13 protein-coding genes are annotated in these 16643 nt (G+C 38.0%); 7 read left to right on the top strand and 6 right to left on the bottom strand.

Features of this window, described 5'->3' with window-relative positions:
- Positions 1–73 precede the first annotated feature (73 nt).
- Complete coding sequence (locus BMX11_RS08290; protein WP_245738614.1) at positions 74–685, bottom strand: LysE family transporter; 612 nt, start codon at positions 683–685, stop codon at positions 74–76.
- A gap of 50 nt (positions 686–735) precedes the next feature.
- The gene (gene uvrA / locus BMX11_RS08285; protein WP_090883371.1) at positions 736–3549 is read right to left on the bottom strand and encodes an excinuclease ABC subunit UvrA; all 2814 of its coding nucleotides are present in this window, start codon (positions 3547–3549) and stop codon (positions 736–738) included.
- Between the two features lie 259 nt (positions 3550–3808).
- Between uvrA and BMX11_RS08280 the strand changes: the two genes are divergently transcribed.
- The 3 genes from BMX11_RS08280 to BMX11_RS08270 all read left to right on the top strand — a co-directional run bounded on the left by BMX11_RS08280 (position 3809) and on the right by BMX11_RS08270 (position 6163).
- Positions 3809–4393: an RNA polymerase sigma factor gene (locus BMX11_RS08280; RefSeq protein WP_090883368.1), complete on the top strand. Its 585-nt coding sequence runs from the start codon at positions 3809–3811 to the stop codon at positions 4391–4393.
- Between the two features lie 88 nt (positions 4394–4481).
- A complete protein-coding gene (locus BMX11_RS08275; RefSeq protein WP_090883367.1) occupies positions 4482–4676 on the top strand; it encodes a hypothetical protein in 195 nt (64 codons plus the stop codon).
- A gap of 287 nt (positions 4677–4963) precedes the next feature.
- Entirely contained in the window at positions 4964–6163 is a 1200-nt protein-coding gene (locus BMX11_RS08270) for an MFS transporter (RefSeq protein ID WP_090883365.1), read from the top strand.
- A 28-nt stretch (positions 6164–6191) separates the two neighbouring features.
- On the opposite strand, the gene BMX11_RS08265 is transcribed toward BMX11_RS08270, so the two are convergent.
- Both BMX11_RS08265 and BMX11_RS08260 read right to left on the bottom strand, forming a co-directional pair.
- Positions 6192–6878 carry an LA_2272 family surface repeat-containing protein gene (locus BMX11_RS08265; RefSeq protein ID WP_090883363.1) on the bottom strand — a complete coding sequence of 229 codons (687 nt, stop codon included), beginning with the start codon at positions 6876–6878 and terminating at the stop codon, positions 6192–6194.
- 47 nt (positions 6879–6925) lie between these two features.
- A complete protein-coding gene (locus BMX11_RS08260) occupies positions 6926–7477 on the bottom strand; it encodes a hypothetical protein (RefSeq protein WP_139180147.1) in 552 nt (183 codons plus the stop codon).
- 207 nt (positions 7478–7684) lie between these two features.
- On the opposite strand from BMX11_RS08260, the gene BMX11_RS08255 reads away from it, so the two are divergent.
- From BMX11_RS08255 to recA, 3 genes are all read left to right on the top strand, one after another.
- Positions 7685–8641, top strand: a complete 957-nt coding sequence (locus tag BMX11_RS08255; protein WP_090883359.1) for a helix-turn-helix domain-containing protein — start codon at positions 7685–7687, stop codon at positions 8639–8641.
- A gap of 38 nt (positions 8642–8679) precedes the next feature.
- Positions 8680–9345, top strand: coding sequence for an endonuclease III (gene nth / locus BMX11_RS08250; protein WP_090883357.1), 666 nt, complete (start codon positions 8680–8682; stop codon positions 9343–9345).
- Positions 9346–9468: 123 nt separating this feature from the next.
- Positions 9469–10479: a recombinase RecA gene (recA, locus tag BMX11_RS08245; RefSeq protein ID WP_090883355.1), complete on the top strand. Its 1011-nt coding sequence runs from the start codon at positions 9469–9471 to the stop codon at positions 10477–10479.
- Between the two features lie 74 nt (positions 10480–10553).
- On the opposite strand, the gene BMX11_RS08240 is transcribed toward recA, so the two are convergent.
- Both BMX11_RS08240 and tsaD read right to left on the bottom strand, forming a co-directional pair.
- Entirely contained in the window at positions 10554–10754 is a 201-nt protein-coding gene (locus BMX11_RS08240; protein WP_090883353.1) for a hypothetical protein, read from the bottom strand.
- A 104-nt stretch (positions 10755–10858) separates the two neighbouring features.
- Positions 10859–11860 carry a tRNA (adenosine(37)-N6)-threonylcarbamoyltransferase complex transferase subunit TsaD gene (gene tsaD, locus BMX11_RS08235; RefSeq protein ID WP_090883351.1) on the bottom strand — a complete coding sequence of 334 codons (1002 nt, stop codon included), beginning with the start codon at positions 11858–11860 and terminating at the stop codon, positions 10859–10861.
- Positions 11861–11934: 74 nt separating this feature from the next.
- Here tsaD and BMX11_RS08230 point away from each other — a divergent pair, with 74 nt between their 5' ends.
- The gene (locus BMX11_RS08230; protein WP_090883349.1) at positions 11935–16359 is read left to right on the top strand and encodes a translocation/assembly module TamB domain-containing protein; all 4425 of its coding nucleotides are present in this window, start codon (positions 11935–11937) and stop codon (positions 16357–16359) included.
- The last annotated feature ends 284 nt before the right edge of the window (positions 16360–16643 follow it).

Genomic DNA, 16643 nt, shown 5'->3' with positions numbered 1-16643 from the left:
ATTCTCAAATCTTGATACTGAAATCTTGATACTCGATACTTGATACTTGATACTAGCTACTAGATTCTTGATACTAAAAAACAACAACCGCTTGCTTAACAATCAAATAGGCTGCTAATGCGAACAAGAAAATAGCAATTGATTTATTGATGATGATACTGCTCAAGGCAAATTTCTCTTGAATGTATTGTGCAAAATGAGCATATAGGTACAAAGCCAGCGTTGATCCCAGCCCAGATCCTAAACTAAAAATTACGAGTGAAAGATAGTCTGTATTGATCCAATCATGAAGGATAACGTAGTTTCCAAAGAATAACCAAAAAGGAATTTGAACAGGGTTGAGCACACCTAAAATCAAGCCATACAAAACACTGCCACTGCGTTTATCTTCTTCCTTTTTACTGGTTTTGGGTACTTTCTTACGATGCAACCAGGTGATGGTTCCCATAACGATAAACATCAGGATCATAAAGCAATCGACCAAAGTACCCAACCTCACCTCGCTAATAGCCGAATTTGGATTGATATCACTCATCGCCCAACGGGCAAAACGCATCATACCGAAAGTAAAAAATACCTCTACGCATGAAAAGGAGATGATAAAGTACCAAACCTGGCGCATGCCTTTGTTTATGGCAAGTTTAGCTACCGTTAGGTTAATATTGCCTGGGGGTATATATCCCATGGCATTTAAGAGTACTCCGATGAAAAACGTTAAAAATAGCATTGCCGAAATTATGGATTTATATTTAAATGAGAAGCCAAATACTGACCAGTATAAGAAGTTTTTTCTTTTACCAGGTCTTCTGGAACTCCCTCAAACACCACACTTCCTCCGCCGTCGCCGCCTTCCGGACCAATATCAATTACCCAATCGGCACATTTAATCATGTCCATATTGTGCTCTATAACCAAGATTGTATTTCCTTGTTCTATTAATGTATTAAGTGCCTTCAACAGCTTTTTAATATCATGAAAATGCAAGCCAGTAGTAGGCTCATCGAAAATAAACAAGGTTTTATGGGCATTATTTCCCTTAATTAGAAACGATGCCAATTTAATCCGCTGTGCCTCACCTCCAGATAGTGTATTAGATGATTGCCCCAAATGAACATAGCCTAAACCAACATCAACCAAGGGGTTAAGTTTAGCCAGAATTTTGGCTTCATCCTTAAAGAATTCTACTGCTTCATCTATGGTCATATCCAAAATATCGGATACATTTTTCTCTTTATAAGTGATATCTAATACCTGCTGCTTAAACCGTTTTCCTCCGCAAGCTTCGCATGGCAAATAAATATCAGCCATAAACTGCATTTCAATCTTTACCTCTCCCTCACCCTGACAAACATCGCATCTACCTCCTTCTACGTTAAAAGAAAAGGCTGCAGGTTTTAGTCCCGCTGCTTTTGATGCTGGCAATGCTGAAAACAAAGCCCGAATATCATCCCATGCTTTTACATAGGTAACCGGATTAGAACGGCTTGATCTCCCGATAGGATTTTGATCAACCAATTCTACACCACTAACCAAATCGTAGTTACCAAAAATTCCATCGTAAGCCCCCGTTTGTTCACCTGCGTAGTTACCAATGGCTTTCTGCAAAGCAGAATATAAAATCTTTTTTACTAAACTGGTCTTTCCAGATCCAGAAACACCACTCACAGCCGTAAATACACCTAGTGGAAATTTAACATCAATCCCTTTCAGGTTATTCTCCCTTGCGCCCTTAATAAGGATATGATCCTTCCATTTGCGGCGTTTTTCTGGGATGGCTATTTTCTCTTCACCTGAAAGATATTTTCCAGTTAAGCTTTTCTTATCCTTTAATATGGCTTCATAATCGCCGCTAAACACTAAATTACCGCCATTGGTACCTGCTTCAGGACCAATATCGATTATATAATCTGCAGCACGCATCATCTCCTCTTCATGTTCAACCACCAACACCGTATTACCTACATTGCGCAAAGAGAGTAAAACCTCTATAAGCTTATTGGTATCGCGAGGGTGTAAGCCAATACTCGGCTCATCCAAAACATAGATAGAGCCCACTAAACTACTACCCAAAGAGGTAGCCAGGTTAATTCTTTGCGATTCTCCACCTGACAACGTGTTGGACAGCCGGTTTAAGGTTAAATAACCTAAACCAACATTGTTTAAATACAGGAACCGGTTATTGATCTCTGCCAACAACCGTTTAGATATTTTACGGTCGTTTTCTGATAAATCTAAATTATCAAAGAAAATTAAGGCTTTGGCCAGCGGCATTAACACCACATCAATAATAGATTTACCTGCGATTTTTACATAAGAAGCATCTTTTCGTAAACGAGATCCCTTACAATCAGGACAGGTTGTTTTTCCGCGGTAACGAGATAACATTACCCGATATTGAATTTTATAAGTTTGCTCTTCCAGTTCTTTAAAGAAATCATCTAAACCAGCAAAATACTTGTTACCCACCCACAGTAACCGTTGCTCCTTTTCAGTAAGCTGGCTAAATGGCCTGTGAATAGGGAAATCAAATTTGGAAGAAGCTCTGATAAAGTTCTGCAACCAAACGCCCATTTTCTCACCACGCCATGGGGCGATAGCATTGTCGTAAACACTTTTACTCTTATCCGGAACAACCAGATCCTCATCAATACCAATTACATTTCCATAACCCTCGCAGCGCTTACAAGCACCGTAAGGATTATTAAAAGAGAAGAAGTTAGGTGTTGGCTCTTCAAAACGCATCTCATCCAGCTCAAAACGATCGCTGAAATGCTTGGTTTCTCCATTAGCCTCTACGTAACAATCGCCTTTACCCTCAAAAAATGCCGTTTGAACCGAATCGGCCAATCGGCTTAAAGTTTCTTCCTCCTGATTGGATACAATCCTGTCGATTAGAATCTGTACAGTTTTGTCGTCAGTAAGCTCCTGATCTTTAAAGGTGGCATCATCTAAGATCGATTCAATCTTTTCAATTTTATTTTTTATCAACACCCGTAAAAAACCTTTTTGAAGCAGGATAGCCAATTCTTCTTTAATGGTTCGGTTGTTATGTGGATATAGCGGGCAAAAAATTGTAACAGTAGTGCCATCTTCAAGCTTACTTACATAATCTACCACTGTGCTTACCGAATCCTTTTTAACTTCCTGACCTGATATCGGAGAAATGGTTTTTCCTATACGGGAAAATAGAAGTTTTAAATAATCGTATATTTCTGTAGAAGTACCTACTGTAGAGCGTGGGTTCGAGGTTATCACCTTTTGTTCTATCGCAATGGCAGGTGCAATACCTTTAATATAATCTACATCAGGCTTATTCATCCTCCCCATAAACTGGCGGGCATAGGCCGATAAGCTCTCTACATACCGGCGTTGTCCTTCTGCATATAATGTATCGAAAGCTAAAGAAGATTTTCCAGAGCCTGACATACCCGTTACCACCACTAATTTATTTTTTGGGATGGCAACATCTATATTTTTAAGGTTGTGCACCCGGGCACCTTTTATAATAATATTTCTGTGCGGATCTTTTTCGGCTTCTTTTTTGCTCATGAATAATAAAGGTTTTAAAACATAACCCAGAAGTTATGATTGGGTTTTTAAAAACATACAAAAATAGGGTACTGAGACGGTTAATTTATTTTTTAACATTTTATTTTTTGTTTTTTGATAAAAAAAATACTTTCTTTGAATATTAACAACCTCAGAACCAAACTAACACATCAAAAAAACATAGGAGAGAAGCTATAGAAATTAAACATCTACAAATTAATTTTTAGCAAATAGTACGGGATTTAGTGTAGGTATACCTATGAATTTACAATCAAATAATGATCAGGAACTGGTAAAGTTATATATTGCCGGTAACGAGAGTGGATTGCAAGAACTTTTAAGAAGACATAAAAGTAAAATTTATACTTCTATCTACTTATTGGTGAAAGACCAATATCTGGCGGAAGATATTTTTCAAGATGCTTTTATAAAAGTAATTAACACATTGCGATCCGGAAGATATAACGAGGAAGGTAAATTTTTACCTTGGGTAATGCGTATTGCGCATAACCTGGTTATAGATTATTTCAGAAAAGAAAAACGCACACCCATCATCACCAGTGCCGACGGAGTGGATGTATTCAATATGCTACACTTTTATGATGAGAGTGCAGAAGATAGAATGCTCCGTGATCAAACACATAAAGACTTAAAAGCCATGATTCACTTATTGCCAGATGAGCAAAAAGAAGTGCTTTTAATGCGCCACTATGCCGATCTAAGCTTCAAAGAAATAGCAGATTTAACTGATGTAAGCATCAATACTGCATTGGGACGTATGCGTTACGCCCTGAGCAATTTGAGGAAAATGCTTAAAACAAAAGAGGTAAGCTACAAAGGGTAGCGAATTTGTTACAAAAAATGTATTAGCGTTTGAAATAAAGCATCTGAACTATCGTTAAGTTTATAAAACTTATCACATTTAGTTGCTTATGACAAAAACCTCTACATCGAAAACAAGTGCAAATTTACCCCTTCAAAACATGTTTCAGTCGTCAACTGATAATGAATCTGATGCAGAAATCAACTTATTTTATGACCAGATCAAAAATAAGTTAGATAGCTTGATGAAAAGTCCTAGTGACGATATCATCAACAACATTCTTGCTTACAGCAAAACAAAGTAAATTTCACCACCAGCAAAGGCTGCTTTACCCGGTAAAGCAGCCTTTTTTTATTGCCCATGGCCCATGGTCTGTGTCACACAGACCATTATTAAGTCATGGTCTGTGTGACAGATCATTATTAAACTATCCGAATATAAGACAGCGAACTGAGCATGGTCCGTGTGACAGACCATTATTAAGTCATGTTCCGTGTGTCACGGACCATGGACAAGATTGCTTAATTATTACAAATCAGTTTTCAAAAAACCCGTACCTTTACATAGTGTATTTTTAACACTATGTAGATTATGCAAAAGAAATTTTTACCCCTCACTTTAGGCGGCTTAGGCATTGGAATTACAGAATTCGTGATGATGGGTTTGTTGCCCGATATCGCCAAAGATCTATCTATAAGCATACCGAAAGCGGGTTATTTAATATCTGCATATGCGCTGGGAGTTGTAATTGGTGCACCCTTATTAATTATGATTGCCGGGAAATACCCACCTAAAAAAATCCTTCTGGCTTTGATGGTAATGTTTACGGTGTTCAATGCATTTTCTGCCTTTGCCCCCACCTTTACGACCTTATTTATTGCACGACTTTTATCTGGCTTGCCTCATGGAGCATTTTTTGGCGTTGGTTCTGTTGTAGCCAGTCGCATTGCAGAGAAGGGGAAAGCTGCTCAGGCAGTATCGTTAATGTTTATGGGATTAACCATTGCCAATATTGTCGGTGTTCCGCTAGGTACATTTATAGGTCATAACTTTTCCTGGAGAATATCTTTCGCCGTAGTGGTGTTTGTGGGATTAGTTACTTTATTGAGTTTAAAACTTTGGTTACCTGCCTTAGAAGCGGCTAAAAACCGTGATTTAAAATCTGAATTGGGCTTCTTTAAAAAGAGAGAGGCCTGGATTATTATTTTCATGATCTCTATTGGAACAGGTGGATTATTTACCTGGTACAGCTACATTGCACCATTAATGACCGAGGTTGCTGGTTTCTCGGCTAACAATGTAACCTATATTTTAATGCTTGCAGGCGTAGGTATGATGGTGGGTAACTTTATTGGCGGCATCTTGGCTGATAAATTTTCACCAGCAAAAGCTTCAGCAGCCTTATTAATTGTAATGGTTATCACGCTAACTATTGTGCATTTTGTTTCAGACAATCAAGTGTTAGCTCTAATTATGACATTTATTACCGGCGCTGTAGCCTTTTCTTTGGCTGCCCCAATACAAATGCTCATGATCCAATCTGCAAAGGGTTCTGAAATGCTTGCTGCTTCTGCCAGTCAGGCCAGTTTTAATATTGGCAATGCGTTAGGTGCATTTTTCGGTGGCTTACCTTTAGCCTATGGATTCGATTATACTTCTCCTGCTTATGTTGGTGCTGCTATGGCGCTTGTAGGTTCTTTCTTTGCTTTTTGGTTAATCAGAAACAACCGTTCCACTCCAGGCGAAACGGTTGAAGAAGAGCGCGAAGAAAAGTTTGTGATGATGCATTAAGAATTGGAAAGAAATTATGTAAATAAGATCACTGATTAAAATTCCAATTAATAAACGGCATTTTTCTTTTTTGATTTATGTTCCATATGCCCACCTGCATTCCTTTTAAGTTAGCAGTCTTATTAAAAAAGCCTATTTGTATTCCGTGGATTTTCCTAGCATAATTTCCAATAACCCCCACTTGAAGTCCATTGACGAAAAGCGAATAATTGCTAACCCCTACCTGAACACCCTTTAGCAGATGGCTCTCATTAAATGCAGATAATTGAACACCATTTTGCCGATCAATAACAGTCATTAATAGTGAAATTGTTGCTCCGTTACTAGCGTAAAGATATTGGCTAACTGTACCGATCGTGATACCATTAACAATACAATCAGCACAAATAGTTCCTGTTCCAGAGATATTTATCCCATTAATTTTTTCAGTAAACTCAACACCTGAATTAGCTATCAAGCTATCATTTTCACTAAGTGGACTCTTAGGTACAAGAGGGAATAGCACACCTAAACCAACAAATTCTAACCTCAACCCATTCGTTGTGGTATTGACTTGTTTATCATTCATACCCGAAAACAACCCAACCGAAATACCAGTAATTTCTGCATTGGGTTTATGAAACAATCCCAAGGGAAAATATTTTCTATGATTTTGTTGAGCAAATGAATTGGCCGCAATTAAAAACAAAACAGATGCTATAATTCTAGTTTTCATTCTTTATAAATTATGATTTAGCAATAGAATAATATTCAAGTTCCTGCTTATAGATCGCGATCCATAAACACCAAACCAAAGCCAGCGGTAGCAAAACTCTTCTGCTGGTTCAGGTTTCCGTTCACTGATAAGGAGAGTCCGAGCGTACCCGCAAAGCGAAACATATACCTCAGTTCGGCAGTTAAGCCCGCCGCGTTTCGTTGTATAATTTTATCCCTGTTCGAATCGCTATTTGAGCCATCATACTTCTTTAAATCCACGAGAATGGCAGGGCCAGTACCTAATTCAAAATAACTGTCATTTTTTAGCTGGATCATTTTCCCAAGTACTAAACTCAGTTCAGATAAACCAGGTCTTGTTTGCTCCTCTCCATTCACATTCACCTCATAGCTTTCCTGTAATACCGAAGCCGCTTTAAACTTTAAATAATTGTTCGTTTTGCGGTATTTTAAAAAGCCTGATAACATTGGTTTCTTCAGGGTTGCCGCGCCCAGCTCAAATCCCATTCCCAAATGATCAAAAAATTGGGGAGTTTCTGTTTGCGCCCTTGCGCCTAAAGTGATGCACACCAAAAGGAGTACTATACTTAAAGTTTTCATATCTGTTGATTTAAAAAGTTTAATCAAAGATATTGTGACAACAAGAATCGGATTATCTCTAAAGAATACAAAAGCAATATTCACTACCATTTTAAAGAGAAATAATTTGCTTTCTTGTATTATTATAAATCGTTAAGCCAATTTAATATAAGTAAGCCTCTTCAAAAGATATTAATTTCAATATATTTATCATAAAGGATTAAAAATATGCACAATCAGATAGATTTCTTTAATAGCATCAAATCCACTATCCCCGATTATCAGAATCTGGCGCAAACCGTAGCAGAAGTGTTAACCATCAGCACCAACGAGGCGTATAAGAAAATAAGGGGTAACAGTATTTTAAATCTGCAGCAGATTATCAGGCTCTCTGATCATTTTGGGATTCCATTCTTATATAAGCCAGATCAACTACCAACCGTTACCTTCGATTATTTGAGTGTTGATCAGGAAATACCGAATATGCTATTGTATCTGAAAGATCTCCTAAAAAACCTGCAAGTCATACACTTAAGCAAGAGCAAGCACATCACAATCACCACAGATGACATTCCGCTTTTCCACTTTTTTAAATACCCTGAGCTCACCTGCTTTAAGCTTTTTTATTGGTCGGACAGTGTGATGAATGCTGATACTAAATTTGACCCCAGCATCTTTACGGATGAAATCATCAGCCTGGCTAAAGCACTAAATCAACTCTACCTGGAAATCCCTTCTACTGAAATTTGGGCAAAAGATACCGTTCATGGCACCATTGAGCAGATTCGCTATGCTTACGAAGCGAGATACATCTCTCCTATCCTTGCCGAACAAATTATTGAGCAGGTACGGTATTGCCTCACCGACATGAATATGTACGCCATTGCCAGTAAGAAAACCATTGATCCCAGCCATACCTTTAACTGGTACAATTGCGATGTTTTAGGCAGTATCTCTTACCTAATCGATTTCAAAGATCGCATGGCCTGCTACAATCGCTTCAACACCTTTAACTATTTACGAACAGAAGACCAGCCTTACTGCCTGCAAACAAAAAACTGGATGCAGGGCCTGATCATGAAATCCATATCCTTTAGCGGACAGGGAGAAAAGCACCGAAATAAATTTTTATATCATGCTTTTGCAGAATGCGATAACTTAATTGCAGAAATAAACCGGGCTTAAACGTTAATCCGTCCGCAATCAATTCTTTATATTTGCCCATGCTTAAAAAAGAAAGGTATAAACTTTTTGTAGAACATTTTTCGGCTAAACAGCCCGATGCAGAAACAGAGTTACATTACAATAATCCTTACCAGCTTTTAGTTGCAGTAATTCTCTCTGCACAGTGTACCGATAAAAGGGTAAACATGGTAACGCCTGCACTTTTTCAACGCTTCCCTAATGCTAAGGCCTTGGCCGAAGTTACACCAGACATTGTTTTTGATTATATCAGAAGCATTAGCTATCCTAATAACAAGGCCAAACATTTGGTTGGGATGGCCAATATGTTGTTACACGATTTTAACGACGAGGTACCCTCGGATGTAGATCAACTTCAGAAAATGCCTGGAGTAGGAAGAAAAACAGCGAATGTAATTGCATCTGTTATTTACAATGCCCCGGCAATGGCTGTTGATACCCATGTATTTCGTGTAGCCAATCGCCTGGGCCTAACCAATGGCAAAACACCTTTAGCGGTAGAAAAAGACCTGGTTAAACATTTACCCCAACAAGATATTCATATTGCTCACCATTGGCTTATTTTGCATGGCAGATATGTTTGCCTTGCCAGAAGCCCCAAGTGTGAAGTTTGTGAAATTACCTACATGTGCCGCTATTTTGAACGCCAGAATGCATTAAGGGAAAAGGAAAAAACCACTTCTTAAAATTATTTTCAATTTACTATTGACATTAGCCAAAAAACTTTTACCTTAGCTAAATATTTTAGTATTACACATTTAGATTTTTAGCCGATATAACCTTATATTTACGAACAGATTTAACAGAACATGAGCGCAAACGCAGATAAATTAAAAGCCCTACAATTAACCCTAGATAAATTAGAAAAATCATACGGTAAAGGAACCATCATGAAATTAGGTGATACTGCTGTTGAACCTATAGAATTCATTTCTACTGGTTCTATCAGTTTAGATATTGCTTTAGGCATTGGCGGTATTCCTAAAGGTCGTATCATTGAAATTTATGGACCGGAATCTTCTGGTAAAACAACCTTGGCTACACACATCATTGCCGAAGCACAAAAAAAAGGTGGCATTGCTGCATTTATTGATGCGGAGCATGCTTTTGATCAGTTTTATGCTAAGAAATTAGGTGTTGATACCGACAATCTCCTGATCTCTCAACCAGATAATGGTGAGCAGGCATTGGAAATTGCCGATAACTTAATCCGCTCTGGTGCCATTGATGTAATCGTAATTGACTCTGTTGCAGCCTTAGTACCAAAAAGTGAGATTGAAGGTGAAATGGGTGACAGTAAAATGGGCTTACACGCTCGTTTAATGAGTCAGGCCTTACGTAAATTAACCGGAACCATTTCAAAAACCGGATGTTGCTGTATCTTCATCAATCAGTTACGTGATAAGATTGGTGTAATGTTTGGTAACCCTGAAACCACAACGGGTGGTAATGCATTAAAATTCTATGCTTCAGTACGTTTAGATATCCGTCGTACTTCTCAAATTAAAGATTCTGATGAAGTATCCGGTAACCGCGTTAAAGTAAAAATTGTTAAAAATAAAGTGGCTCCACCTTTCCGTATCGCAGAATTCGATGTCATGTTTGGCGAAGGAATTTCAAAAAATGGAGAAATCATCGATCTAGGTGTTGACTTTGGTATCATTAAAAAAGCGGGGTCATGGTTCTCTTATGGAGATACTAAATTGGGCCAGGGTAGAGACGCCGTTAAGCAACTTTTAATGGATAATCCGGAATTGGCAGAAGAGCTGGAAACTAAAATCAAAGCCGAAGTTACTGGTGAACATTTAGAAGAAAAATAGATTACCCATCTTCATAAAAAAAGAGCCTGCTTATCAACTAAGCAGGCTCTTTTGGTATAATAAGTTTATTAAAGTTAATTCCCCTGGCTAAACATGGCATTAAAATCTTTGGTTACATATACAATAACTAAAAGCGCCGCAATAACCAAAGCGCCTAAAATAATCACGCCCCAGCTCCCCTTTAATTTATTTTTATCTTTTCTAATAAGGTAGTATAAAACTCCAATTAGTGGTAGTGCACAAACTATCCAAAATATTAATGATGCTCCAGTCATGTTCAGTTATCAGTATTCAGTTTTCAATTAAACAGTTCAAACAATTAGGCAGTTAAGCAATTAACTAACTCAGCAGCTCAGCCATTACCAAGCTAAATTACTCCTTAAAATTCCATCCTTGCTTGCGGCGAAACTTCTTGCCCGATAAAATCTCCTTTCAAGAATTTTTGATATCCGGCAATCGCAATCATACCTGCATTATCAGTACAATACTGAAAAGCCGGGATGTAAACCTTCCAGCCCAATTCATCGGCCATTTTATTCAGCGTATTTCGCAATCCCGAATTGGCAGAAACTCCTCCTGCAATAGCAATTTGCTTTACATTATACTGTTTCGCTGCCTTTTTAACCTTATTCATTAAAATCTGAATAATGCTATGTTGAACTGAGGCGCAAATATCATTTAAATTTTCGGCAATAAAGTTAGGATTTGCTTTTTCCTGCTTTTGAATAAAATAAAGGATGGAAGTTTTAAAGCCACTAAAGCTAAAATTCAACTCTGGAATTTGAGGTTCTGCAAATTTGAAAGCCAGTGGATTGCCCAGCTGTGCATGTTTATCAATTAATGGCCCTCCCGGGTAAGGAAGCGATAAAATTTTAGCCGTCTTATCAAAAGCCTCTCCTGCTGCATCATCTAAAGTTTCGCCAACAATTTCCATATCGAAGTAATCCTTTACCAGTACAATTTGCGTATGCCCACCCGAAACGGTTAAGCATAGAAAAGGAAATTCCGGTTTTGGATCATCAATAAAGTGTGCCAAAATATGGGCATGCATGTGGTTTACAGAAATTAACGGTATATTTAATGCTAAAGCGAATGATTTAGCAAAAGAAACACCTACCAAAAGAGAGCCCAACAAGCCCGGGCCACGTGTAAAAGCAACGGCTTCAATGTCTTGTTTAGTAACATTGGCATCTTTTAAAGCCTGCGCAACAGCGGGCACAATATTTTGTTGATGTACTCTTGAAGCTAATTCAGGAATTACACCACCATAATTTTGATGAATTGTTTGGTTTGCAATAACATTGGCAGTAATTTTGCCGTTGTTACATACAGCAACGGAAGTATCATCGCAAGAGGACTCAATAGCAAGTATAACAGACAAATTATTAATATTTAAGCTGCAAAATTATTAAAAAACTATTTAAAATACTCCTTTGGGTAATCGCATCAATAATTTTGCTGCTTGCACTTATTATCTTTTCTTTACAATTTAAGCCTGTACAGACTTTTGTTGCAAAGAAAGCTGCTGCTTACTTATCCAAAGAACTCAATACCACCATTTCCATTAAGAGCTTATATATAAAACCTTTCAAATCTATTGTTTTGGAAGATTTACTCGTTCTCGATCAGCAAAAAGACACTTTACTCCTTACGCCAAAGTTCCTGGTAGATATTAATAAGCTCTCTCTTAAAGAAAGAATTATTGATATCAACACGGTCCAAATCAATGATGGGCACTTCTTTTTAAAAGACTTTAAAGATAAGCGTTCTAATCTCGATTTTATAATAGACTACTTCGATTCTGGTAAGCCTACTGTCAAAAAGAAGAAGAAAAAACCATATGAGGTCGGAATAGGACGTGTGATCCTCAATAAGTTCGCATTTAAGTATAAAAACTATGCGGCCAAGGATACCGTTCAAGGTAAAAGTATAAATTTCGATAATATAGATTTAAAAGAGCTTAGTGGTATTGTTGAAGGTTTAGATACTAAAAATCATTTGCTAAAAACGAAGATTAAAGGTTTAACCTTTAAGGAGCGCAGCGGCTTTTACTTGAAAAATCTGACAGCGGATGCCACCATTGATACCAATGCAATAGAACTTCAAAACCTTTTGCTGGTAACCAACCAAAGCCGTTTGACTAACTACTATCAAATGCGCTTTAATACTTTCAGGGATTTTAACCACTATATTGACAATGTACGCATGAAAGCCATTTTCAAAGATAGTCACATCACTTCTCGGGATGTTGCTTTTTTTGCGCCTGAATTGGCTGATATGAAACTAGACTTAGATGTAGAGGGACAAATCTCAGGATTGGTAAATAATCTAAAGGCTAAAAATCTTTCTGTCAAAACCGGTAAAGCAACCTATATCAAAGGCGATTTCATTTTAAAAGGACTTCCAAGGTTAAAGGAAACCTTTATGGATCTTAAGATAGAAATGGCTGGCTCGAATAAAACCGATTTAGATGAGGTGGTTGCAGGCATTACCAACAGTAAGAAAAAGGTCATCCCGAGTATTATCAGCAAGTTTGGGAACATCAACTTCAACGGTAACTTTACCGGATTTATGAATGACTTTATTGCCTATGGTGAATTTAAAACCAAATTAGGTCGCATTGTTTCGGATGTAAACATGAAGATTGACAAAAACGATGTTCCCTCGTATACCGGAAATGTAAAAACCTTTGATTTTAATATAGGCAATCTCCTTGATGAGAAAAGTCTTGGCCGCATCAGCTCATCATTATATGTAAAAGGCCGTGGTACCGAACTCAAAAATTTAACGGAAAAAATTAATGGGGATGTAGATTACATTGATTTTAACCAGTACCGGTATCATAATGTGAAAATAGACGGTACTTTCGACAAGCGTTATTTTGATGGTAAGCTAAGCATAAATGACAGGAACGTGAAGCTGGTTTTTGATGGTGGGGTAAACCTTAATCCTAAGCTTCCTGTATTTAACTTTAATGCTACAATTACAAAGGCCAGGCTAAAGGCGCTTAATCTTTTAAAAGATTCTCTAATGGTTGATGCCAAGTTTCAAACTAACTTTTCGGGAACCAACCTCAATAATATCGAAGGCAGACTACTTATTCAGGAAATCAGACTACAAAACCCACAGGGTGTTTATCATGTAGATTCAGTAGAACTGGTAGCCAATGGTACCGGTGTTTCGAGAAATTTAGATATCAAATCAGATATCCTGGATGCCAGTATCCGTGGGAAATATGATTTAAACTCTATTGTTTCTTACTACAAAACCATCGCAAAAACTTATGTTCCTTCACTAAAAGCGGATATTTTCAAGTATAACGAACAGATTTTCAAATTCAACCTGCAGATTAAAAAGTTTGAGCCTCTGGCCCAGCTCATCTCTCCTGGTCTGGAAATGGAAGAGGGCGCTACCTTAATTGGTGATTTCGATTCTAGAAATAACATTGCGGCACTTAGTGGCTTTGTTAAGCAGCTCAAGTACAAGGGAATTGTAGTTAACAACATCATCCTGGATGAGAACACGACTAAAGAACAACTACAGCTTATTGTAACTTCAGACCGGGTACAGCTTAATGATAGCTTGTATATGAAGGATGTGAACATCTCCAACATCCTGAGAAACGATAGTTTGGCCTTTAACGTTAAAATGTCGAACGTTGATGAAGCCAATCAGCTGGATTTAAATGGTTTGGTAGAGTTTACTAAAAACCAGGATACCACTGCCCGATTAAGCATCCTGCCTTCTATCTTAAAGATTAACAGTGAAGAATGGCGCATTCAGGAAAAGGTACGGATTGTACTAAACAATGGTAAAACCGAGATTAGCAATTTTGACCTGACAAATGGCCCTCAACAGGTAACCATAGATGGATTTATTTCTGAAGATCCGAAAGATCTGCTGAAGGTAGGCTTCCAAGATTTCAACCTCAAAACGCTTAATCCTTTCACCAAAGGCTTCGGGGTAAAACTGGGTGGAAACTTAAACGGGAATACCCATCTTTATGGCATATTAAAAGGACCACGTATTAACGACGATATTAAGATCGACTCTTTAAACTTTAACGACATTTATATCGGTACGCTAACTGATACTTCTTCCTTCAACAGCGGCAGCAGCAAAATCAATGTATTCACCAGAATCAACGTAGAAGATGCAGAAACTTTTAAGCTCACCGGTGGGCTCGACTTAAAAGAGAAAGAGATTGATTTGGAGGTGAAAATGGATGAAAGCAAGCTTACTGTTCTGGAGCCTTTTGTGAAAAAACTGGTTTCTAACCTCAAAGGAAATATATCTTCTGACTTAACCATTAAAGGAAAACTGGATAAACCTGCAATTAATGGTACGCTTTCTTTAAACGAAGGGCAATTGATGGTAAATTACCTCAAAACTACTTATGTGATTACTGATGATGTTAAGATTGAAAACAGTGTAATCCGTTTAGAGGACTTTAAGTTAAAAGACTTAGAAGGACATGAGGCGGTTGGAAACGGAACGGTAGACTTAAATAATCTTGATGATCCGACGCTTGATGTCACCTTAAATGCCCAGGATTTCATGGCCTTAAATACCACATCAAAAGACAATTCTATATATTATGGAAAGGCTTATGGTACCGGTGTGTTTAAGTTTAATGGCCCTACCAGTAAAATGAAGATTGACATTAAGGCCAAAACCGGTAAGGGTACGATCTTCAATCTCCCACTAAATAGCTCTGAAACGGTATCAGATAATGATTTCATCAATTTTGTAAGTCGCGATTCTACGCAACTGGTTAAGAAAACGACCAATTTCGATGGCCTTACCTTAACTTTTAAATTAACCATAGATCCGAACACTACAGCTAATATTTTTACCACATTGGGCAATTTGAGCGGCAAGGGTAACGCAGAACTGAATTTAAATATTAACAGTTTGGGTGATTTTGAAATGTCTGGCGATTATATCATTGAAACGGGAAGTTTTGACTTTACTGCCCAGGAGGTAATCAATAAAAAATTCGAGATCAGACAAGGGGGTACTATCCGCTGGACGGGTAATCCTACCGCAGCACAGATTAACCTAAAGGCCATTTATGCGCTAAGGGCCAACTTAAGCGATTTATTTAAGGCAGCTAACCGCGATGCGAGTAGTAACGCCAACCAACGGGTAAATACAGAAGTTGAAATGGGTTTGAGTGGACTGTTATTGAAGCCTGATATTAAACTGGATATTAACTTCCCTTCTCAACCTGCCATTAAAGAGGAATTACAAACGTATTTCAGTGATCAGAATAACCTGAATCTTCAGGCTTTCAGTTTAATTATCAGAAGAAGTTTTGCTCCTGGTAATGGTGGTGAATCTATTGGTAACCAATTGAGCTCTACGGCTACGAGTACAGCAACTGAGCTGGTATTTAATCAATTTAACAACGTATTATCTTCATTAAATTTAAACTTTGTCGATTTAAACGTAAGATCGCTCAGTGAGGCAAACGCTTCCTTTAAGTTCTTTAACGATCGCCTGATTGTGAATGCGGGTATCGTAGATCGAAATAGTATTAACGATTTCTCAGTAATCGATTTCTCTAAAAACAATGTGGGTAGCGAGGTTGAGGCTTTGTTCCTCATCAGGAAAGATGGTAGCTTAACGGGCAAAGTGGCAAATAAACCGCCTACGCAGCAAAGTATCTTCCTCAATAGTGGTATCAGCGCAACAGCCAATGTCACCTCGTTTGGTTTAGTGTACACGCAACAGTTTGATACCTTCAGGGAGTTCTTGCAGAAGCTTACTGGTGCTTATCGCCGTAATCTTAAAAGAAAACAAGCTGAAGCACCTGTTAAAGTGAATAAATCGATTAATAAAGAGGCGATTATGAATCAAGGTAAGCAGCGGAGGTAAGTACTGAGTTTGGAGTCGTTAGTCTGGAGTCTTGGGCGCATAATAGTTTGGAGTTGAGAGCTTGGAGTTAGGAGTCCTCTAGCCTATCCTATTCCAACGTCACCCTGAACTTGTTTCAGGAAAATAGTCCTCAGTCTGGAGTCGTTAGTCTGGAGTCCTCTCGCCTATCTTATCCATACGTCACCCTGAACTTGTTTCAGGACCATTACCTGCCCTGTCCGTAGAGTTAAGCGCAGCGTCTCTACGGATTACAACATACCGTTGAGTTTCATAACTCAACATTA

This window comes from Pedobacter rhizosphaerae (genome assembly GCF_900111155.1).
In the GTDB taxonomy this organism is placed as follows: Bacteria; Bacteroidota; Bacteroidia; order Sphingobacteriales; family Sphingobacteriaceae; genus Pedobacter; species Pedobacter rhizosphaerae.
Note: the sequence above shows the minus strand (reverse complement) of the source record. Positions and strands in the feature narration are given on the sequence as shown.